The sequence below is a fragment of the Xenophilus arseniciresistens genome, from assembly GCF_028023875.1.
Classification (GTDB): Bacteria; Pseudomonadota; Gammaproteobacteria; order Burkholderiales; family Burkholderiaceae_C; genus Xenophilus; species Xenophilus arseniciresistens.
On the sequence record NZ_JAQIPB010000007.1, the window covers coordinates 102,134 to 123,076 of the forward strand.

Genomic DNA, 20,943 nt, shown 5'->3' on the forward strand with positions numbered 1-20,943 from the left:
TGGGGGAAAGGGGATGGGCTTCAGGCAGGCGCCATCGCGCGCTGCAGGAGCTGGTCCAGCGAGGTGTCGGGCACGAAGCCCAATGCGCGCGCGGTGGCGCTGTCGTGCGTGGGCCAGCGCGCGAACTGCGGGATCAGCGTGGGGTCGGGCGCGTAGCGGATGCGCTGCGCCACGCTGGTGCCGTGCAGGCGCATCAGGCCGGCCACCACTTCGGCCACGGTGGCGCGCAGCGAAGGCAGGGTCCAGGCGCGCGTGGCGGGCAGGGCGTGCGCATCAAGGCGTGCCGCGTGCAGCAGCGCGTCCACGCAGGCCGGCAGCGAGAGCAGCCACAGGGTGCCTTCGGCGTCCACGGGGCAGTCGTAGTCGCGGCCTTCGGCCAGTTCGCGGATCAGGTCGCTGGCGAAGGAGGAACGCGCGCCGTTGGGGCCGGCCGGCCGCGTCACGATGCTGGGCAGGCGCGGCGAGCGGCCGTCGATCCAGCCGCGGCGGCTGTAGTCGGCCAGCAGCACTTCCACGGCCAGCTTCTGCGCGCCGTAGCTCAGCGTGGGCACCAGCGGCGTGGCGTCGTCGATGTGCGCGGGCAGCGGCAGCCCATAGACGCCGATGGAGCTGGCCTGCACCAGGCGCGGCGCGCGGCCGCTGGCCTGGGCCTGGGCACGCAACGCCTCCAGCAGGTCCAAGGTGGCTTGCAGATTGACCGTGAGGCCCAGGCCGAATTCGCGCTCGGCCTGGCCGCTGGTGATGGCGGCCAGATGAAAGACCAGGTCGGGCGCGCCTTCGAGCGCCTGGGCTTGCACAGCGGCATCGGCGATGGAGCCCGTGACGAGTTTCAGGGCCGGGTGCGTGGGCAGGCGGGCCGGGTCCAGCGTCAGGTCCACCAGCGTGAGCCGGCTCAGTGCGATGGGCGAATCCGGGCCGCACAGCCGGCGCACCAGCGCCTGGCCCACGAAGCCGGCCGCACCGGTGATCAATACCTTCTTCGTCATGCAATCACTCCTTCGGCACGCAGCGGCGCGGCCCAGGCCAGGCCTTCGGCGGGCGTGCCGCGCGGGCGGTATTCGCAGCCCAGCCAACTGCCGTAGCCGGTGGCGGGCAGCTCGCGCACGGCCTGCAGCAGCCCGTCGCGTGAGAGGTCGGGCTCGTAGCGATCGGGCGCGCCGGCAATCTGCACATGGCCGATCCAGTCGCGCGCGGCGGCCAGCGTTGCACGCAGGTCCAGGCCTTCCCTGGCGCAGTGGTAGTAGTCGAACTGCAGCCGCAGATGCGGCGAGTCGAACTCGCGCAGGATGGCGATCACCTGCGCGGGCAGGTGGTACAGGTAGCCGGGCATGTCGGCGCGGTTGAGCGGCTCGAGGTTCAGCGTCAGGCCATCGACTTCGGCCGCGGCCAGGGCGTGCGTCAGGTTCTGCCGCAGGGTCTGCTGGCAGGCATCAGGCGCATGGCCTTCGCAAAAGCCCGCCATCACATGGATGCGGCGGCAGCCCGTGGCTTCGGCCACGGCGCGCGCCTGCGCGAAGCTGGCGCGGAACTCGGTCTGCGCGCCCGGAATGGCGGCCCAGCCCAGGCGGCCCGGGCTGTCCGGTCTGAAGGGTGTGTTGATCAGCACCAGCTGCAGACCGAGGCTGCGCAGCGCATGCGCGTAATGCGCGGGCGCATGCGCATAGGGCGCAAACATCTCGACGCCGGCAAAGCCGTCCGCCGCGGCGGCGGCCAGGCGCGCGTCGGGTGCCAGCGCGCCGTAGAGCCAGTCCAGGTTGGCGGCCAGTTGCAGCAGGGGCGCGTTCATCCCTGCCGCGCCTGCTGGAGGAAGGCCTCGCGCCGCTGCGGCGTCATCAGGCTCACCACGGCTGACAGCTCGGCCGGGCCCAGGCCCGCGGCCTCGGCCATGCGCAGCACCTGCTGCACGGTGCCCGTCAGCGGCATGGGGGCGCCGCTGCCCTGCGCCACGGCGGCCACGGTGTCGATGTCCTTGAGCATGGTGTGCAGCGCGCCGATGATCTGCGGCTGGGCCTGCGCCATGCGCGGCGCAAAGACCTGCAGCGGTTTGGAATCGGCCCAGCCGCCGGCCAGCGCGGGCGCCAGCCTGTCCACGGCGATGCCGTTGCGTTCGGCAAAGCCGATGGCTTCGGCCAGTGCCACCACGGCGCTGGCCACCAGCATCTGGTTGCACAGCTTGGTGGCCTGGCCCGCGCCGCTTTCGCCCATGTGCGTGATGTTGGTGCCATAGGCGCGCATGGCCGCGAAGGCCTGGCCCAGGTGGCGCTGCGCCCCGCCCACCATGATGGCCAGCGTGCCGGCTTCCACACCGCCCACGCCGCCCGAGACCGGCGCATCGAGCCAGTCCGCATTGCAGGTGCTGCGCAGGCGCGCGGCCAGCTCGCGCGTGCGCTGCGGGTGGATGCTGGAGTGGTCCGCGACCCAGCGCAGGCCCGGCGCGCCGGCCACGCCCTGCGGGCCGAAGACCACGGCCTCGGCCGCATCGGCATCGAACAGGCACATCAGCACACCGTCGGCGCCGGTGGCGGCCTCGGCCGGCGTGGCCGCGGCAATGGCGCCCAGCGCGCGCAGCGGTTCCACCTTGGCGGCCGATCGGTTCCACACGCGCACCGTGTGGCCCGCGGCCAGCAGGCGCCGCACCATGGGCGCGCCCATCAGGCCCAGACCGCAGAAGGCCAATGTCATGGGGCTCGCTTCGCTCATGCTGCGTCTTCTCCCACCGGGGGGTAGGGCCATTCGGCCAGGCCGGAATGCGTGACCGCGCCCAGGTGCGTGGGGCCGACCAGCTTGGCGAATTTCTCCAGCGCACCGGCCAGGCGTTCGCGCTGGAAGGGCTGCCATTGGCTGCGCCGCTGCGCCAGTTCGGCGTCGGGCACGTCCAGCGTGATCGTGCCGGCGGCCGCGTCGATGACGATGCGGTCGCCCTCGCGCACCAGCGCGATGGGGCCGCCTGCGGCTGCCTCGGGGCTGGCGTAGCCGATGCACATGCCGCGCGTGGCGCCCGAGAAGCGGCCGTCGGTCAGCAGCGCCACCTGTTCGCCGCGGCCCTGGCCGTAGATGGCGGCCGTGACGGCCAGCATCTCGCGCATGCCCGGGCCGCCGCGCGGGCCTTCGTTGCGGATCACCAGCACATCGCCGGCTTCGTAGGCCTGCGCGGCCACCACCCTGGCGCATTCCTCCTCGGTCTCGAACACGCGCGCGCGGCCGTCGAACTGCAGCGACTTGAGGCCCGCGATCTTGATCAGCGCGCCATCGGGGCAGAGGTTGCCCTTGAGCACCACCAGCCCGCCCGAGGCATGCAGGGGCGTGGCCGATTCGCGCACGATCTCGCCGTCTGCGCCGGGGAAGGCCGCCAGTTCCTCGGCCAGGGTGCGGCCGGTGACGGTCATGCAGTCGCCGTGCAGGTGGCCGCTCTTGAGCAGCGCGTTGAGCACCACGGGCACGCCGCCGATGCGGTTCAGGTCCTTGGCCAGGTACTTGCCGCCGGGCGAGAGGCTGGCGATCAGCGGCGTGCGCTTGAAGACCTCGGCCACGTCGTCGAAGGTGAAGGCGATGCCGGCCTCGTGCGCGATGGCCGGGATGTGCAGCGCGGCGTTGGTGGAGCCGCCCGTGGCCGCCACGGCCGCGCAGGCGTTTTCCAGGCTCTTGCGCGTGACCAGCTCGCGCGGCAGCGGGCCGCCTTCGCTGATGATCTGCATCACGCGCCTGCCGGCGCGGCGCGCCAGCGCCAGTCGCTCGCTGTAGACGGCCGGCAGTGTGGCCGTGCCCAGCAGCGACAGGCCCATGGCCTCGCCCACCATGGCCATGGTGTTGGCCGTGAACTGGCCGGGGCAGGCGCCCACGGTCATGGCGCAGGTGCGTTCGATCTGGTCCAGCTGCTGCAGGCTGATGGCGCCGGTCTGGTAGCGGCCCGTGCCTTCGATGGCCGTGAGCACGGTGCGCTCCTCGCCTTCGGGCGAATAGCCCGGCAGCATCGAGCCGCCGTACACGAAGATGGAGGGCACGTTCAGCCGCACCATCGCCATCATCATGCCGGGCAGCGTCTTGTCGCAGCCGCCGAAGGTGACCAGCCCGTCGTAGGCATGGCCGCGCACGGCCAGTTCCACGCTGTCGGCGATCAGCTCGCGCGAGAGCAGGCTCATGCGCATGCCGTCGTGGCCCATGGAGGTGCCGTCGGACACCGAGATCGTGGTCATCGCCACTGGCACGCCGCCGCCTTCGGCCACGCCCAGGCGCGCGCTGTCGGCCTGCGGCGAAAGCGACTTGGAGCAGGGCGTGTTGTCGCCGGCCGTGCTGATGATGCCGACCATCGACTTCTGCATGTCCTCGTCGCCCAGGCCCGTGGCGCGCAGGAAGGCGCGGTGCGCGGCGCGCGAGGGGCCGTCGGTGACGGCGCGGGAGCGGTGCTTGTGGAGCGACTTGTCTGAACTCATGTCTGGTCGTGGGTTGGGGGGCGTCATTCGATATTCAGCCTGTCAAAAATCCAGCTGATGTCTTCTTCGATGTGCCGGCGCGCGGCGGCAGCGTCGCCGGCCCGCAGCGCGGCGATGGTCTGTTCATGCAGATGGTCGGCCGGCTGCTCCTCCGTGTGCAGGAACTCGCGCGTCGCGCGCAGGTAGGCGCCCGACTGCAGCCACAGGCTTTCAATGGTGGCCATGAGCACGGGCGACTGCGCGGCCTGGTACAGCGTGAAGTGGAAGACCAGGTTCTTCTCCAGGCTCACGGGCACGCCTTCGCGTGTGCGCCGGGCCTCGGTGATCTCGCGCGCCAGCTGTTCCAGCTCGTCGAGCTGGGCCGCGCCGATGTGGGGCGCCGCCCATTCGATGGCCGTGCCTTCGATCAGCAGTCGGTTGCGGCGGATGTCCACCAGCTTCTCGCGCGTGATCAGCGGCACCCGCGTGGTGCCGTTGGGCAGCGGCTCCAGGCCCTGCTGTGCCACCAGGCGGCGCAGCGCTTCGCGCACGGGCATGGTGCTGGTGCCCAGCGCATCGGCCAGGTACTGGATGCCCAGCGGCTGGCCGGCGCGGTATTCGCCATGCATGAGCTTGTTGCGCAGCGCCTGGTAGACCGACTCGTTGACCGAGGAGCGGGTGATGGGCGTGAGCAGGCTCAGCGCGTCTGGCGCCTGCGCGTCGGGCTGCACGGAAATCATGTGGATCGTCGATCTGTGATGTTTGATCAAGTATTAGGGCGAGCGGGGACCGATGGAATCGGCGTTATCCCGCCCCGTGTCGCCGATGCATCGCGAAGGTGCGTCGGCGGCGGCTGTTGTGGGGCCTGCATGCAGGTTGCATGCCACGTCAATGCCGCGGGCGCCCGTCTGGCGCGCCGCCGCTGAACGAGCGGCCGGCTGCGCCGCTGGCTGGCGGCGCGCCCGCGTTCAGCGCTTGAAACGCCCCTCGCTGATGATCGACAGCTCGGCGAAGTCGATGCCCGTGTGGTCCTGCGGCGAGTAGCTGACTTCCAGCCCGCCGCCCAGGTCGAGGCCGCGGATGCTCTCCAGCGCGGCCTGCAGCTTGGCCCGCGTGGGCTTGGGACCGGCGCGCCGCAGGCCTTCGACCAGCACCTTGGCCGAGGCATAGCCTTCCAGCATCGCGGGGGAGAGCACCGAGTTCTGGGCACGCGCCAGCTTCGAGGCCTCGTTCACCATTGGGTGCGCCATCGCCCGCTCGCTGGGGAACACCTGCGCGACGATGACGCCCGCGCTGTCGGTGCCCAGGTGCTTGATGAAGCCGGCCGAGGCGTTGTTCGACAGCGTGAGCACCTGCGCGTCGGAGCCCGCCTTGCGCAGCGCCCGCACGCCGTCGGCCACCACGGCGGCCGAGCCCATCCACAGCACGGCCTGCACCTTGGCGCCGGTCAGCTTCGACACGATGGCCGCGTAGTCGGGCTTGTCGCGGTCGGCCGGCACCACCACGGTGGGCGACTTGCCGGCCTTGGTGAAGCCGATCATGGCGCCGGCCAGCCCGTCTTCGCCGAAGGAGTCGGCCGCATGCACCACGGCCACGCGCTCCAGGCCCACGGTGAACTGGTGCTGGATCGCCTTTTCCGCCTCGCGCTGGTAGGTCGAGCGCACGTTGAAGATGTTCTTGAGCACCGGCTTGTGCAGCACCATCGCACCGGTGGACGGGCCCACCAGCGCCACGCCGTGCCTGTCGAGCAGCGGCACGACCGCCTGCGTGTGGGGCGTGCCGCGCGTCATGAACAGCGCCAGCACCTTCTTCTCCTCGACCAGCACACGGGCGTTCTCGGTGCAGCGGGCCACGTCGAAGGCGTCGTCCATGCGCACCATCTCCACCTTCTCGCCGTGGATGCCGCCCTGGGCATTGACCTGGTCGATGACCAGGTTGGCGCCCACCACGGTTTCGTTCACGCTGGCCGACACAGAGCCCGTGAGGCCGGCGGTCTGGCCGATCAGCAGCTGCCCGTGGGCGGACAGCGCGGCGCCCAGCAGCAGGCCGGCGGCAAGAATGCGGAGGGTTGCGTGGTTCATTCGATGCTCCCTGGTTTATTGAGTCATTTTGTTGGACACGCGTATGTATCAAACCGTGACAAATTCGAGGTTATGGAAAGCCCTCTCCTGCGGCCGAACATGTGACGCATTGCACACTTGGCATGCCCCCGCTTCCTAGAATGCCTGCCCCCACCCGAGGCACGCATGACACAGGGCTCCATCCGGATTCGCGGCGCACGCCAGCACAACCTTCGCAACCTTGACCTTGACGTTCGCACGGGCGAACTGACCGTCGTGACCGGGCCCAGCGGCTCGGGCAAGTCCAGCCTGGTGTTCGACACGCTGTATGCCGAAGGGCAGCGCCGGTACGTCGAGACCTTCTCGGCCTATGCGCGCCAGTTCCTGGACCGCATGGACAAGCCGGCCGTGGACAAGGTGGAAGGCGTGCCGCCGGCCATCGCCATCGACCAGACCAACCCGGTGCGCAGCTCGCGCTCCACGGTGGGCACGATGACGGAGCTCAATGACCACCTGAAGCTGCTGTTTGCGCGCGCCGCCCAGCTGTTCGACCGGCAGACCGCGCTGCCGGTGCGCCATGACACGCCCGACACCATCTATGCCGAGCTGCAGCGCCGGGCGGCGGCCTCCGGCGACCCACGGCTGGTGGTCACATTTCCGGTCGAACTGCCCGGCAGCACCACCGAGGCCGAGATCGAACAATGGCTCAGCGCCAGCGGTTTCACGCGCGTGCAGGCGCAGCGCGAAGTGGCCACGCCCACGGGGCCGCGCAAAGTCCTCGATGTGGTGGCGGATCGCTTCCGCTTTTCGTCCTCCGAGCGCGCGCGTGTGGTCGAGGCCATCGAGGTCGCGCTCAAGCGTGGCACGGGGCGCGTGACGGTCTATGCGGTGCCCGCTGAAGAGGGCGCAGAAGCCGAGATGTGGAAGTTCTCGACCGGCCTGCACTGCCCCGAGAGCGACATCCGCTATGCGGACCCGATCCCCTCGATGTTCAGCTTCAACTCGGCCGTGGGCGCCTGCGAGGCCTGCCGCGGCTTCGGGCGCGTGATCGGGGTGGACTTCAACCTCGTGATCCCGAACGAGCGGCTGACCCTGCGCGCGGGCGCGATCAAGCCGATCCAGACGCCGGCGTGGAAGGAGATCCAGGACGATCTGATGCGCCATGCCGAAACGGCCGGCATCCCGCGCGACACACCCTGGGCCAAGCTCACTGAGGCGCAGAAGCAATGGGTGATCGAAGGCACGCCCAACTACAAGGAAGGCAACTGGAACAAGCAGTGGTACGGCATCCGCCGCTACTTCGCCTACCTGGAAAGCAAGGCCTACAAGATGCACATCCGCGTGCTCTTGTCCAAGTACCGCAGCTACACGCCGTGCCCCGCCTGCGGCGGCGCGCGCCTGAAGCTCGAAAGCCTGCTGTGGCGCCTGGGCAGCAAGGCCGATGCGGATGCGGTGATCGCGCCCGGGAAGCGCTTCATGCCGGTGGGCGTGCCCTGGTCGCGCGCGCAGCTCGAAGCCCTGCCGGGCCTGAGCCTGCACGACCTGATGCTGCTGCCCATCGAGCGGCTGCGTCAGTTGTTCGACCGTCTCTCCGCTCCCTCCCCTGCTGCCGACGCCGCGAGCCCCCATCCCCACCTTCCCCCAGAGGCGGAAGGGGCGAAGAGCGGCGAAGCCCAGGCGCTCAAGCTGCTCTTCGAGGAAATCACCACCCGCCTGCGCTACCTGCATGACGTGGGCATCGGCTACCTCACGCTGGACCGGCAGAGCCGCACCCTGTCGGGCGGCGAGGTGCAGCGCATCAACCTGACCACCGCCTTGGGCACCTCGCTGGTCAACACGCTGTTCGTGCTCGACGAGCCCAGCATCGGCCTGCACCCGCGCGACATGGACCGCATCACCGAAGCCATGCAGCGCCTGCGCGACGCCGGCAACACGCTGGTGGTGGTGGAGCACGACCCGGCCGTGATGGTGGCGGCCGACCGCGTGATCGACATGGGCCCGGGCCCCGGCGCACGCGGCGGCCAGATCGTGTTCGACGGCACAGTCGATGCGCTGCGCGGCGCCGCCACGCTCACGGGCGACTACCTGGGCGGGCGCAAGCAGATCGGCATGGGCTTCAAGCGGCCGGTGGGCGAGGGCACGCCGCGCCTGATCCTCGAAGGCGCGCGCGAGCACAACCTCAAGGACGTGAGCGTCGAGATCCCGCTGCAGCGGCTGGTGGCCGTCACCGGCGTCAGCGGCTCGGGCAAGTCCACGCTGATCCAGGACGTGCTGGCGCCGGCCCTGATGCGCCACTTCGGCAAGCCCACCGACAGCGCGGGCGCGCACGACCGCCTGCTGGGCGCCGATCACCTGAGCGACGTGGTCTATGTGGACCAGTCGCCCATCGGCAAGACCGCGCGCTCCAACCCGGCCAGCTATGTGGGCGCCTGGGACGCCGTGCGCGAGATTTTTGCCACCGCGCCGCTGGCCAGGCAGCGCGGCTACACGGCCGCCAAGTTCAGCTTCAACTCGGGCGATGGCCGCTGCCCCACCTGCGGCGGCTCGGGCTTCGAGCATGTGGAGATGCAGTTCCTGTCGGACGTGTACCTGCGCTGCCCCGACTGCGACGGCAAGCGCTACCGGCCCGAGATTCTGGAAGTCACCATCGAGCGCAAGGGCCGCGTGCTGAACGTGTCGGACGTGCTGGAGCTGACGGTGGCCGAGGCCGTCGAGGCCTTCGTGCACGACCGCGAGGTGCAGCGCGTGCTGCAGCCCATCGTGGACGTGGGGCTGGACTACGTGAAGCTGGGCCAGCCCGTGCCCACCTTGTCGGGCGGTGAGGCGCAGCGCCTGAAGCTCGCAGGCTTTCTGGCCGAAGCGGCCAATGGCGCGAGCAAATCGCGCCAGCCACTGGCCAGGAAGGGCCAGCTCTTCCTCTTCGACGAGCCCACCACGGGCCTGCACTTCGACGACATTGCGCGCCTGATGCGCGCGCTGCGCAAGCTGCTCGATGCCGGCCATTCGCTGGTGGTCATCGAACACAACCTCGACGTGATCCGCGCCAGCGACTGGGTGATCGACCTGGGTCCGGAGGGTGGCGAGGGCGGCGGCCAGATCGTGGCCGTGGGCACGCCCGAGCAGGTGCGCGCGATGAAGGGCACGCACACGGGTGCGGCGCTGGCCGCGTATGAATCCACGCTCGGCCCTGCGGCCCTGGCCGTGCGCGAGAAGGCGCCTCGGTATGAAGTGGCAGCCGCGCCTGGGCGCGACGCCATTGAGATCGTGAATGCGCGCGAGCACAACCTCAAGCACCTGTCGGTGAACATTCCGCGCGGCAAGTTCAGCGTGGTCACGGGCGTTAGCGGCTCGGGCAAGTCCACCCTGGCCTTCGACATCCTCTTCAACGAAGGCCAGCGCCGTTATCTCGAATCGCTCAACGCCTATGCGCGCAGCATCGTGCAACCCGCGGGCCGGCCCGAGGTCGATGCGGTGTACGGCATTCCGCCCACGGTGGCCATCGAGCAGCGGCTGTCGCGCGGCGGCCGCAAGTCCACGGTGGGCACCACCACCGAGGTCTGGCACTTCCTGCGCCTGCTGTACGTGAAGCTGGGGGTGCAGCACTGCACGCGCGACGGCGCGGCCGTGCAGCCGCAAACGCCCGACAGCATCGCGGCCCAGCTGTTGCGCCACTACAAGGGCCAGCACATCGGCCTGCTGGCGCCGCTGGTGGTCAACCGCAAGGGCGTCTACACCGAGCTGGCCGACTGGGCGCGCCCGCGCGGCTACACGCACCTGCGCGTCGACGGCGAGTTCCTGCCCACCACGGGCTTCCCGCGCATCGACCGCTTCAAGGAACACACGCTCGAGCTGCCCGTGGCCAGCCTCGATGTGACCCCTGCGAACGAAGCCGAGCTGCGCCAGGCGCTGGCCAGGGCGCTGGAACATGGCAAGGGCGTGGTGCACGTGCTGACCGACATCGGCGCGCTCAAGGGCGCGATGGAATCGGGCAGCTCCACCGCGGGCATCGGCCGCGTGCAGGTCTTTTCCACCCTGCGCGCCTGCCCGGTGTGCGCCACCTCCTATGCCGAACTGGACCCGCGCCTGTTCAGCTACAACAGCAAGCACGGCTGGTGCCCCGACTGCGTGGGCACCGGCGTGAAGCTGACCAAGGAGCAGCGCAAGGCGCTGGACGACTCCACCATGGCCGAGGACAACCGCGGCCGCGAGCAGACCTTTGCCGAGCCCGAGGTGGAAGACGTGGCCGACGTGGTCTGCCCCTGCTGCGATGGCACGCGATTGAATGCGACGGCGCGCGCGGTGCAGTTCGCGGGCGTGGGCATCGCCGAGATCGCGCGGCTGTCGGTGACCGACATCCGCCAGTGGGTCCAGGCCCTGGCCATGAGCGGGCGCGAGGCCGAGATTGCGCGCGACCTGATTCCCGAGATCAGGAGCCGCCTCGAGTTTCTTGAAGAAGTGGGCCTGGGCTACCTCACGCTGGACCGCGGCGCGCCCACGCTCTCGGGCGGCGAGGCGCAGCGCATCCGGCTGGCGGCGCAGCTGGGCAGCAACCTGCAGGGCGTGTGCTACGTGCTGGACGAGCCCACCATCGGCCTGCATGCGCGCGACAACCAGATCCTGCTCGATGCGCTGCACAAGCTGGGCGACAAGGGCAACACGCTGGTGGTGGTGGAGCATGACGAAGACACCATCCGCCGCGCCGACCATGTGATCGACATCGGCCCCAGTGCCGGCAAGCGCGGCGGCCGCGTGGTGGCGCAGGGCACGGTGGCGCAGCTGCAGCAGTCCGAAGAGTCGCTGACCGGCCGCTACCTGCGCGATGCGATCCGGCATCCGCTGCATCCGCGCCGCCCGGTGCTGCCCGATGCCGAGGAGGGCGCAGGCGCGGTGGACTGGCTGTCGGTGGCGGGCGCGAAGCTGCACAACCTGCAGGCCGTCAACGTCTCGGTGCCGCTCAACCGGCTGGTGGTGGTTACGGGTGTCAGCGGCTCGGGCAAGTCCACCCTGGCGCGCGATGTGCTGCTGGCCAATGTGCAGGCCATCGTGCAGCAGCGAACGACCAAGGCCGGCCGCGAGGCCGACGCCGCAGGCAAGCGCCCCGCCTGGGCCGGCTGCACGGGCGTGGCCGGCTACGAGGGCATCGACCGCGTGCTCGAGGTGGACCAGACGCCCATCGGCAAGACGCCGCGCAGCTGCCCGGCCACCTACATCGGCTTTTGGGACACCATCCGCAAGCTCTTTGCCGACACGCTGGAAGCCAAGGCCCGCGGCTATGCGCCGGGGCGCTTTTCCTTCAACACCGGTGAAGGCCGCTGCCCCACCTGCGAAGGCGCGGGCGTGCGCACCATCGAGATGAGCTTCCTGCCCGATGTGAAGGTGCCCTGCGAAAGCTGCCACGGCGCGCGCTTCAACCCCGAGACCCTGGCCGTCACCTGGCGCGGCAAGAGCATCGGCGACGTGCTGCAGATGGAGGTGGACGAGGCCGTCGAGTTCTTCGCCAGCATGCCGGTCATCAGCCACCCGCTGCAGCTGCTCAAGGACGTGGGCCTGGGCTACCTCACGCTGGGCCAGCCTTCACCCACCCTGAGTGGCGGCGAGGCACAGCGCATCAAGCTGGTGACCGAGCTGAGCAAGGTGCGCGACGACGTCACGCGCCGCGGCAACAAGGCGCCGCACACCCTCTACGTGCTGGACGAACCCACGGTGGGCCTGCACATGGCCGACGTCGAAAAGCTGATCCATGTGCTGCACCGCCTGGTCAACGGCGGCCACAGCGTGGTAGTGATCGAGCACGACCTGGACCTGATCGCCGAGGCCGACTGGATCGTGGACCTGGGCCCCGAAGGCGGCAAGAACGGCGGCCGCGTGGTGGCCAGCGCGCCGCCTGAAGAGGTGGTGCGGCTGGGTACGCACACGGGGGTGGCGCTGGGGCCGGTGCTGGCGCGGGGGGCTGCGTAAACAGCGCGGGAGCGGGGCCTCGCAAGCGCGCGAGAATCCGCCCCCAAATGATCGAGTCCTTCAAGAAAACCCTCTGGGCGACCGCAGACAAACTGCGCGCCAACATGGATGCGGCCGAGTACAAGCACCTCGTGCTCGGCCTCATCTTCGTCAAGTACATCTCCGACACCTTTGCCGCGCACCAGGCTGAACTGGTGAGACGCTTCACCGACGAGGCTGATGAGTACCACTTCGCGGACGCGACGCCCGAGGATCTGGACGCCGAACTGGAGGACCGCGACTACTACCGCGCCGCCAACGTCTTCTGGGTGCCCGAAGCCGCGCGCTGGGAAGCGTTGCGCGCCGCCGCCAAGCAGCCAGACATCGGCAAGCGCATCGACGACGCGCTCACGCTCATCGAGGCCGAGAACCCGAGACTCAAAAACATCCTCGACAAGCGCTACGCCCGCGCCCAGTTGCCCGACGGCAAGCTCGGCGAGCTGATCGACTTGGTTTCCACCATCGGCTTCGGCGTCGATGCCGCGCAGGCGCGCGATGTGCTCGGGCAGGTCTACGAATACTTCCTGGGCATGTTCGCCAACGCCGAAGGCAAGCGCGGCGGCCAGTTCTACACGCCGCGCAGCATCGTCAAGACGCTGGTCGCCGTGCTCGCGCCGCACCATGGCAAGGTGTACGACCCGTGCTGCGGCAGTGGCGGCATGTTTGTGCAGAGCGAGGAATTCATCGAGGCGCACGGAGGCAAGCGCGGCGACGTGTCCATCTACGGGCAAGAGGCCAACCCCACCACCTGGCGCCTGGCCGCGATGAACCTGGCCATCCGCGGCCTGGACTTCGACCTGGGCAAGGAGCCGGCCGACAGCTTCGTGCGCGACCAGCACAAGGACCTGCGCGCCGACTTCGTGTTGGCCAACCCGCCCTTCAACATCAGCGACTGGTGGCACGGCAGCCTGGAAGGCGACGCACGCTGGGTGTACGGAGACCCGCCTCAAGGCAACGCCAACTACGCCTGGCTGCAGCACATGCTGCACCACCTGAAACCCGGCACCGGCCGCGCCGGCATCGTGCTGGCCAACGGCAGCATGAGCAGCAGCCAGAACGGCGAGGCGCAGATTCGCGCAGCGATGGTGGAAGACGACGTGGTCGAAGTCATGGTCGCGCTGCCTGGCCAGTTGTTCTTCAACACGCAGATTCCGGCATGCCTGTGGTTCCTGACGAAGAAGAAAGCACCTGCGCGCAAGGGCGAAGTGCTGTTCATCGACGCCCGCAAACTCGCCACCATGATCAGCCGCGTGCAGGCCGAGCTAACCGACCCGGTAATCGACCACATCGCGAACACCGTCGCCGCCTGGCGTGGCGATGCATCAGCGCCCGCGTATGAAGACGTGGCCGGCTTTTGCCGCAGCGTGAAGCTGGCAGAGATTGCGCAGCACGGCCATGTGCTGACCCCCGGCCGCTACGTCGGCGCTGAAGAGGTCGAGGACGACGACGAAGCCTTCGCCGAGAAGATGCAGAAGCTCACCGAGACGCTGGGCGAGCAGATGGCGAAGGGCGCGGAACTGGATGCGCTGATCCGGAAGAAGCTGGGGGGGCTGGGGTATGAGTTTTGAGTGGATGTTCCCTACTGCGCAACTTGCTGAAGCCGCAACGTTCATAAATGGAGATCGCAGTTCGAACTACCCGAGCCAAGACGACTACATCCCGGGCGGGGTGCCCTTTATTAGTGCGGCTGACTTGAGGGACGGGCGACTGCAATTGGAGTCTGTGAGGCGGATCACGCCGGCGGCGTTTGCGCGCCTTCGCGCGGGCAAGATTGAACACAACGACATTCTTTTTTGCCTTCGCGGGTCGATTGGGAAGATGGCACTTGTCTATCCTGGCGAAAGCGGCGCTATCGCTTCGTCGCTGGTTGTGATTAGGGCGCGCCCAACGGTTGACCCGAGGTACCTCTACTTCTTCCTTTGCAGCGCTGCCGGACAACAGAGTGCAGTGAGCCTCAACAATGGGTCTGCTCAGCCAAACCTTTCGGTCGGTCAACTGCAACGCATTTCCCTTCCATTGCCGTCGCTACAAGTTCAGCGTGAAGTTGCAGCGCTACTCGGCTCCCTCGACGACCGCATCACCCTCCTGCGCGAAACCAACGCCACGCTCGAAGCCATCGCCCAGGCGCTGTTCAAGTCGTGGTTTGTCGATTTCGACCCCGTGCGCGCCAAGATGGAAGGCCGCGCCCCCGAAGGCATGGACGAGGCAACGGCGGCGCTGTTTCCGGATCGATTCGAGGAATCGGAGTTGGGGTTGGTGCCGAAGGGGTGGTCGGTTGGTACTCTGCAAGACTTGCTCGTACTGCAACGAGGTTTCGATCTCCCGAGTCATGATCGCGTGGCTGGCGCATTTCCGATCATTGCGGCAAGCGGCCCCAGTGGAACGCACAAGGTAGCGATGGCGAAGGGGCCTGGCGTCGTGACTGGCCGGTCAGGCGTGCTTGGGCGAGTCTTTATAGAACTTGGCGACTATTGGCCATTGAACACCACGCTATGGGTCAAGGAGTTCAAGGCAGCCAGCCCCTGCTATGCCTATGAGTTGCTGCGCGGCTTGGACTTCGGTTCTTTCAATGCCGGTTCGGCTGTTCCTACTCTCAACCGAAACCACCTCCATGGGCTGAATTACCTGATCCCATCCCGGCTGTGCGTGGACGCATACGAGGCAACTGCGATACGCGTGCATGAGCGCGTGAAGTCAAATGCTTTGCAATCCCAAACCCTCGCCACCCTCCGCGACACCCTGCTCCCGCGCCTGATCTCCGGACACTTGCGCCTGCCCGAAGCGATGGAGATGGTGGACGATGCTGCTCGCAACGTCACCTCGTAGTTGATATAGCCACGCGCCCGTCATGAACGCACGTCCCCGAACCATCCAGATATTTCTGCCCACCGGCGATCCGCGCGGCATTCAGGTCGCCGCCCTGACCACGAGCATCGTTCAGGTCATCGAAGTGCCGCGGCCGCTGCTGCCAGCGTTCATGCAGATGCCCGAGTCGCGACAGGTGGGCGTTTACTACCTGATCGGGGATGATGAGGAAAGGGACCGGCCGGCCGTGTACATCGGGCAGACCGGCACTTTGGGCAAGCGCCTGGGCGAGCACGATGTCGACCCCAAACGCAAGTTCTGGAACCGGGCCTTGGTGGCCATTTCGCTGACGCACAGCCTCACGCAAACCCATGCGATGTACCTGGAGTGGCGTAGCATTCAGCAGGCCAACGCCGCGCAGCGCTACACGGTGGAAAACGGCACGGCAGGCAGCAAGCCGCACACGCCGGCCTGGCTGGAAGCCGATTGCCAGGACATCTTCGACACCATTCGAACGCTGGTGTCGACCTTGGGTCAGCAATTTCTTGAACCGCTTCTCCCGCGCGCCGAGCCTCGCCTGGGCGATGCACCTGCGTTGCCCGGCGAACTGATTGGCGCTGCCGCAGCCGCTGAGGTGTTCCGTTGCAGCGGCCCGCAGGGCGCTGAGGCGACGGGCCAGTACACCGAAGAAGGCATGGTGGTGCTCAAGGGGTCGCGTGCCCGCCCGGAGATCGTGGCCAGCATGGTCAGCATGTCTGCGGGCAAGCACCGCCAGCGTCTGATCGATGCCGGGGACCTGGTGCTGGACAACGGCACCTATCTTTTCCAGCGCGATGTGCTGTTCCGCTCGCCCAGCGGCGCGTCGGACGTGGTGCTGGGTCGCAGCTCTAACGGCTGGCTGGAATGGCGCGATTCGGCGGGCCGCACCCTGGACGAGTTGAAGCGCAAGAAGGCAGAGGAGGCGGCAGGCAGCTCATGAAGTTCGAAGGCTTTTCCCCCGGCGTCTGGCGCCAGCAGTACCAGTACAAGAGCTTTGCGCCGGTGCTGGTCAACCAGCCCTGGGTATGGGAGGACCCGCGCATCAACACCTTGCTGGAGCAAGCCACGCGCGCGCTGGGAGAGTTGAACGCCTTTTCGCTGATCGTGCCTGATGTGGACCTGTTCATCGAGATGCACATCGCCAAGGAGGCGAACCAGTCCAGCCGAATTGAAGGCACGCAGACGGCGATGGACGAGGCAGTGATGAGCGAAGAGCTGATCGCGCCCGAGAAGCGCGATGACTGGCATGAAGTGCGCAACTACATCGACTCGATCAACACGGCCGTGGCGGAGCTGCAGAATCTACCGCTGTCCAATCGCTTGCTGCGCGACACGCATGCCATCCTGATGCGCGGTGTGCGCGGTGAACACAAGATGCCTGGCGAGTTCCGCACCTCGCAGAACTGGATTGGCGGCTCCGGTCTGAAGGATGCAGCCTTTGTCCCGCCTCATCCGTCCGAGGTGCCGGAGTTGATGAGCGATCTGGAGAAGTTCTGGCACAACGAGGCTGTCGAGGTGCCTGATCTGGTACGCATCGCGATCAGCCACTACCAGTTTGAGACCATCCATCCGTTCTGTGATGGCAACGGGCGGATCGGCCGCCTGCTGATCACGCTGTACCTCGTCAGCAAGGGGCTTCTGTACAAACCGGCGCTGTACCTGTCGGATTTCTTCGAGCGCAACCGGGCCAGTTACTACGATGCATTGATGGCAGTGCGCACGTCGGGCGACATGAACCATTGGGTGCGCTTCTTCCTGACCGGTGTGGCTGAAACGGCGACCAACGGCAGAAACACCTTCCAGAAGGTCTTGGGCCTTCGCACGGAGTCGGAGGCGCGGATGCACGAGCTGGGACGCCGCGGCAAGAAGGGGCTTGAACTGCTGCGGCTGTTGTATCGCCGCCCCGTTGTGACGGTGGCGGACGTCGTGGCCGCCCTGAGCATCAGCGCGCCTTCTGCCAATGCCTTGGTGGCTGAGTTTGTGCGCTTTGGCTTGTTGCGGGAGCAGACCGGCTATGCGCGCAACCGCGTGTTCGCCTTCGAATCTTACTTAAAGCTCTTTCTTGTTTAAGTTTTTTCAATGAAACTTAAACAAGAAATCTTCAATTAAAGGTTGCTTTCACCGATGGTGCCCAAGACTGCTCTTAAAAACATAGCTTCTGAGCCCGTCTTCATTGGGGCCCAGGCTTGCTTTCAAGAGGAGCCCTGGCGCGGTATGCTGGATGGAATGACAGTGGTGGGCGGGCAATGACCGAAGACCAGCTAGAACAGGAAGCTCTCGCGTGGTTGGTCGACGTTGGCTACACGTCCCGGCACGGCCCCGACATTGCGCATGACGGCGCGTCGCCGGAGCGGGCCAGCTATCGGCAGGTGGTGCTCGAAGGCCGCTTACGTGATGCCATCGAACGACTGAACCCAGGCGTGCCGGCCGCAGCGCGCAGTGACGCGCTCAAGCAGGTGCTGGAGCTTGGCACGCCGGTGCTCCTGGCGGCCAACCGGCAGTTCCACCGGATGCTGGTGGCGGGTGTGCCGGTGCAGTACCAGAAGGAGGGCGACACGCGCGGCGACTTTGTACGGCTGATCGATTGGGCGCAGGCGTCGAAGAACGAATGGTGGGCGGTCAACCAGTTCACCGTGCGCGGGCCGCACCACACGCGGCGTGCCGACATCGTTCTGTTCGTCAACGGCCTGCCGTTGGCGCTGCTGGAGATCAAGAACCCGGCTGACCTGAACGCCAACATCTGGAAAGCGTACGACCAATTGCAGACGTACAAGGCTCAGATCGCCGACGTCTTTCAATACAACGAGCTGCTGGTCATTTCTGACGGCACCGAGGCCCTCATGGGATCGCTTTCGGCAGATGCCGAGCGCTACATGGCCTGGCGCACCATCGACGGCGTCGCGCTCGACCCTTTGGGCAAGTTCAACGAGCTTCAGACCCTGGTGCGCGGCGTACTGGCACCTGCCTATCTGCTCGACTACCTGCGCTATTTCGTGTTGTTCGAGGATGATGGCGCGCTGGTCAAGAAGATCGCGGGCTACCACCAGTTTCACGCGGTGCGTGCGGCGATCGGTCAGGTGATCAGCGCATCGCGGCCCGGCGCGGCGAGCGGCGCGCAGGGCAAGGGCGGCGTGGTGTGGCACACGCAGGGCAGCGGCAAGAGCATCACCATGACTTGCTTTGCGGCGCGTGTGATGCAGGAGCCCGTCATGGCGAATCCGACCATCGTGGTGATCACCGACCGCAACGACCTCGACGGGCAGTTGTTTGGCGTGTTCAGTCTGGCGCAGGACCTCTTGCGAGAGCAGCCGGTGCAGGCGCGCACGCGGCAGGAACTGCGCGCGCTGCTGGCCAACCGGCCTTCGGGCGGCATTGTGTTTGCCACCATCCAGAAGTTCATGCCAGGCGAGGACGAAGACAGTTTTCCGATGCTGTCTGACCGGCAGAACATCGTGGTGATCGCGGATGAAGCGCACCGAACGCAATACGGGTTCGAGGCGAAGCTGAGGGTTCGCAAGGCGCCGAGCGCGGTGGTGCTCGCCACAGGCGATGGCGTGGTCACGCCACATTACGTTGCTTTTGATCCACCGGCTCATGGCGCGGGTGACGCAAGCACCGTCGCGCGCTACCAGGTCGGGTATGCGCAGCATCTGCGTGACGCGCTGCCGAACGCCACTTTCGTCGCCTTCACCGGCACGCCGGTGAGCAGCGAAGACCGCGACACGCGCGCGGTGTTTGGCGATTACATCCACATCTACGACATGCAGCAGGCGCGCGAAGACGGCGCCACGGTGGCCATCTTCTACGAGTCTCGCTTGGCCAAGCTGAGACTGAATGAGACCGATCTGGGCGTGCTTGACGCCGAAGTCGATGAGCTCGCCGAAGACGAGGAAGAAAGCGATCAAAGCCGGCTGAAAACCAAATGGGCTGCGCTCGAAAAGGTGGTGGGCGCTCAGCCACGCGTGGCCAGTGTGGCGGCCGACTTGGTTGCGCATCTCGAGGAGCGCAACAAGGCGCAGAGCGGCAAAGCCATGGTCGTCGCGATGAGCCGGGAGATCTGCGTGCACCTTTACGACGAGATCGTGCGGCTGCGCCCAGAGTGGCATCACATTGACCCCGAGAAGGGTGCGATCAAGATCGTGATGACCGGTTCGGCCAGCGACAAGGCGCTGCTGCGGCCGCACATTCACAACGGGCAAGTGAAAAAGCGGCTCGAAAAGCGCTTCAAGGATCCCGCTGACCCTCTTCGTCTGGTGATCGTGCGGGACATGTGGCTCACCGGCTTCGACGCGCCCTGCGTGCACACGCTTTACGTCGACAAGCCCATGAAGGGGCACAACCTCATGCAGGCAATTGCGCGCGTGAACCGCGTGTTTCGCGACAAGCAGGGCGGCCTGGTGGTGGACTACATCGGCATCGGCAACGAGTTGAAGGCCGCGATGAAGGAGTACACGGCGAGCCACGGCCGAGGCAGGCCGACGGTGGACGCGCATGAGGCGTACAGCTTGCTGGCCGAGAAAATCGACGTGCTGCGCGCGATGCTGCATGGCTATGACTACAGCGGCTTTCTGACGGGTGGCCACAAAACGCTGGCCGGTGCGGCCAACCATATCTTGGGTCTGCACAACGGCAAGGAGAAAGACGGCAAGAAGCGCTTTGCCGACGCCGCACTGGCCATGAGCAAGGCGTTCACGCTGTGCTGCACGCTGGACGAAGCGAAGGCGGTGCGCGAAGAGGTGGCTTTCTTCCAGGGCGTGAAGGTGATTCGGACGAAGAAGGAGATCACGGCGAAAAAGCGCACCGATGAGCAACGCGAGCTGGCGATCCGGCAGATCATTGGCTCGGCCGTCGTGTCCGAGAGCGTGGTCGACATCTTCAGCGCCGTGGGGCTCGACAAGCCCAATATCGGCCTGTTGGACGATGAGTTTCTGGCACAGGTGCAGACGCTGCCTGAACGCAATCTGGCGGTGGAGCTGCTGGAGCGCCTGCTCGAAGGAGAGATCAAGAGCCGCTTCGCGACCAACGTGGTGCAGGACCGCAAGTTCTCTGAGCTATTGGCCGATGTGATCAAGCGCTACCAGAACCGCTCGATCGAGACCGCGCAGGTCATGGAAGAACTGGTGGCGATGGCGAAGAAGTTTCGTGAGGCGGCGTCGCGTGGCGACTCATTGGGCCTGAGTGACGATGAGGTGCGCTTCTATGACGCACTGGTCAACAACGAGTCGGCTGTGCGCGAGCTGAGCGACGAGACACTCAAGATCATTGCGCATGAACTGACCGAAAGTCTGCGCCAGAACCTGAGCGTGGATTGGTCCAGGCGCGAGAGTGTGAGAGCCAAGCTGCGGTTGCTGGTCAAGCGAATCCTGCGCAAGTACAAGTACCCACCGGATCAACAGGACGTCGCGGTCGAGTTGGTTTTGAAGCAGGCCGAAGCATTGGCTGACGAGGTGTTTTGAACGGGGTGCGTGCGAGCACCGCACGCACGTGCGCCAGTCTTGTCACACGTCCGTCAAATTGCATGGCGACCATGCGCGGCGCGCCGGGTGACATTTTGTCACTTGGTCATGCCTGCACCGGTCGTGCCCTTGCGCGGGGCCGGACTCCCTTCTGATCCGCTTGCGGCGTCCTGCGCG

12 protein-coding genes are annotated in these 20,943 nt (G+C 67.0%); 6 read left to right on the forward strand and 6 right to left on the reverse strand.

Annotation, left to right across the window (positions count from 1 at the left end; genetic code table 11):
- Positions 1-20: 20 nt before the first annotated feature.
- The 6 genes from PGB34_RS15325 to PGB34_RS15350 form a co-directional block, all read right to left on the reverse strand.
- Positions 21-986, reverse strand: coding sequence for an NAD-dependent epimerase/dehydratase family protein (locus tag PGB34_RS15325; protein WP_271428972.1), 966 nt, complete (start codon positions 984-986; stop codon positions 21-23).
- Positions 983-1,786, reverse strand: a complete 804-nt coding sequence (locus PGB34_RS15330; protein ID WP_271428973.1) for a hydroxypyruvate isomerase family protein — start codon at positions 1,784-1,786, stop codon at positions 983-985. Before PGB34_RS15330 ends, PGB34_RS15325 begins: the two co-directional genes overlap by 4 nt.
- Entirely contained in the window at positions 1,783-2,682 is a 900-nt protein-coding gene (locus PGB34_RS15335) for an NAD(P)-dependent oxidoreductase (RefSeq protein WP_271429173.1), read from the reverse strand. Before PGB34_RS15335 ends, PGB34_RS15330 begins: the two co-directional genes overlap by 4 nt.
- Positions 2,683-2,696: 14 nt before the next feature.
- Entirely contained in the window at positions 2,697-4,430 is a 1,734-nt protein-coding gene (ilvD, locus tag PGB34_RS15340; RefSeq protein ID WP_271428974.1) for a dihydroxy-acid dehydratase, read from the reverse strand.
- 23 nt (positions 4,431-4,453) lie between these two features.
- Positions 4,454-5,149 (reverse strand): GntR family transcriptional regulator, encoded by a 696-nt coding sequence (locus tag PGB34_RS15345; protein WP_271428975.1) that lies wholly within the window; start codon positions 5,147-5,149, stop codon positions 4,454-4,456.
- 228 nt (positions 5,150-5,377) lie between these two features.
- The gene (locus PGB34_RS15350) at positions 5,378-6,490 is read right to left on the reverse strand and encodes an ABC transporter substrate-binding protein (RefSeq protein WP_271428976.1); all 1,113 of its coding nucleotides are present in this window, start codon (positions 6,488-6,490) and stop codon (positions 5,378-5,380) included.
- Positions 6,491-6,655: 165 nt separating this feature from the next.
- On the opposite strand from PGB34_RS15350, the gene uvrA reads away from it, so the two are divergent.
- The 6 genes from uvrA (at position 6,656) to PGB34_RS15380 (ending at position 20,766) form a co-directional block, all read left to right on the forward strand.
- On the forward strand, positions 6,656-12,427 hold the full coding sequence (uvrA, locus tag PGB34_RS15355) for an excinuclease ABC subunit UvrA (protein WP_271428977.1): 5,772 nt from the start codon (positions 6,656-6,658) through the stop codon (positions 12,425-12,427).
- Between the two features lie 47 nt (positions 12,428-12,474).
- Positions 12,475-14,034: a type I restriction-modification system subunit M gene (locus PGB34_RS15360; RefSeq protein WP_271428978.1), complete on the forward strand. Its 1,560-nt coding sequence runs from the start codon at positions 12,475-12,477 to the stop codon at positions 14,032-14,034.
- A complete protein-coding gene (locus tag PGB34_RS15365; RefSeq protein ID WP_271428979.1) occupies positions 14,024-15,292 on the forward strand; it encodes a restriction endonuclease subunit S in 1,269 nt (422 codons plus the stop codon). The genes PGB34_RS15360 and PGB34_RS15365 overlap by 11 nt, the downstream gene beginning before the upstream one ends.
- Before the next feature lie 22 nt (positions 15,293-15,314).
- Positions 15,315-16,250 carry a GIY-YIG nuclease family protein gene (locus PGB34_RS15370; protein WP_271428980.1) on the forward strand — a complete coding sequence of 312 codons (936 nt, stop codon included), beginning with the start codon at positions 15,315-15,317 and terminating at the stop codon, positions 16,248-16,250.
- Positions 16,247-17,380 carry a Fic family protein gene (locus tag PGB34_RS15375; protein ID WP_271428981.1) on the forward strand — a complete coding sequence of 378 codons (1,134 nt, stop codon included), beginning with the start codon at positions 16,247-16,249 and terminating at the stop codon, positions 17,378-17,380. Before PGB34_RS15370 ends, PGB34_RS15375 begins: the two co-directional genes overlap by 4 nt.
- A 176-nt stretch (positions 17,381-17,556) precedes the next feature.
- A complete protein-coding gene (locus PGB34_RS15380) occupies positions 17,557-20,766 on the forward strand; it encodes a type I restriction endonuclease subunit R (RefSeq protein ID WP_271428982.1) in 3,210 nt (1,069 codons plus the stop codon).
- Positions 20,767-20,943: the final 177 nt, after the last annotated feature.

What these genes read in the sequence shown, in the direction of transcription:
- PGB34_RS15325 (WP_271428972.1), bottom strand. Translation starts at nt 986, where the DNA reads ATGACGAAGAAGGTATTGATCACCGGTGCGGCCGGCTTCGTGGGCCAG.
- PGB34_RS15330 (WP_271428973.1), bottom strand. Translation starts at nt 1,786, where the DNA reads ATGAACGCGCCCCTGCTGCAACTGGCCGCCAACCTGGACTGGCTCTAC.
- PGB34_RS15335 (WP_271429173.1), bottom strand. Translation starts at nt 2,682, where the DNA reads ATGACATTGGCCTTCTGCGGTCTGGGCCTGATGGGCGCGCCCATGGTG.
- ilvD (WP_271428974.1), bottom strand. Translation starts at nt 4,430, where the DNA reads ATGAGTTCAGACAAGTCGCTCCACAAGCACCGCTCCCGCGCCGTCACC.
- PGB34_RS15345 (WP_271428975.1), bottom strand. Translation starts at nt 5,149, where the DNA reads ATGATTTCCGTGCAGCCCGACGCGCAGGCGCCAGACGCGCTGAGCCTG.
- PGB34_RS15350 (WP_271428976.1), bottom strand. Translation starts at nt 6,490, where the DNA reads ATGAACCACGCAACCCTCCGCATTCTTGCCGCCGGCCTGCTGCTGGGC.
- uvrA (WP_271428977.1), top strand. Translation starts at nt 6,656, where the DNA reads ATGACACAGGGCTCCATCCGGATTCGCGGCGCACGCCAGCACAACCTT.
- PGB34_RS15360 (WP_271428978.1), top strand. Translation starts at nt 12,475, where the DNA reads ATGATCGAGTCCTTCAAGAAAACCCTCTGGGCGACCGCAGACAAACTG.
- PGB34_RS15365 (WP_271428979.1), top strand. Translation starts at nt 14,024, where the DNA reads ATGAGTTTTGAGTGGATGTTCCCTACTGCGCAACTTGCTGAAGCCGCA.
- PGB34_RS15370 (WP_271428980.1), top strand. Translation starts at nt 15,315, where the DNA reads ATGAACGCACGTCCCCGAACCATCCAGATATTTCTGCCCACCGGCGAT.
- PGB34_RS15375 (WP_271428981.1), top strand. Translation starts at nt 16,247, where the DNA reads ATGAAGTTCGAAGGCTTTTCCCCCGGCGTCTGGCGCCAGCAGTACCAG.
- PGB34_RS15380 (WP_271428982.1), top strand. Translation starts at nt 17,557, where the DNA reads ATGACCGAAGACCAGCTAGAACAGGAAGCTCTCGCGTGGTTGGTCGAC.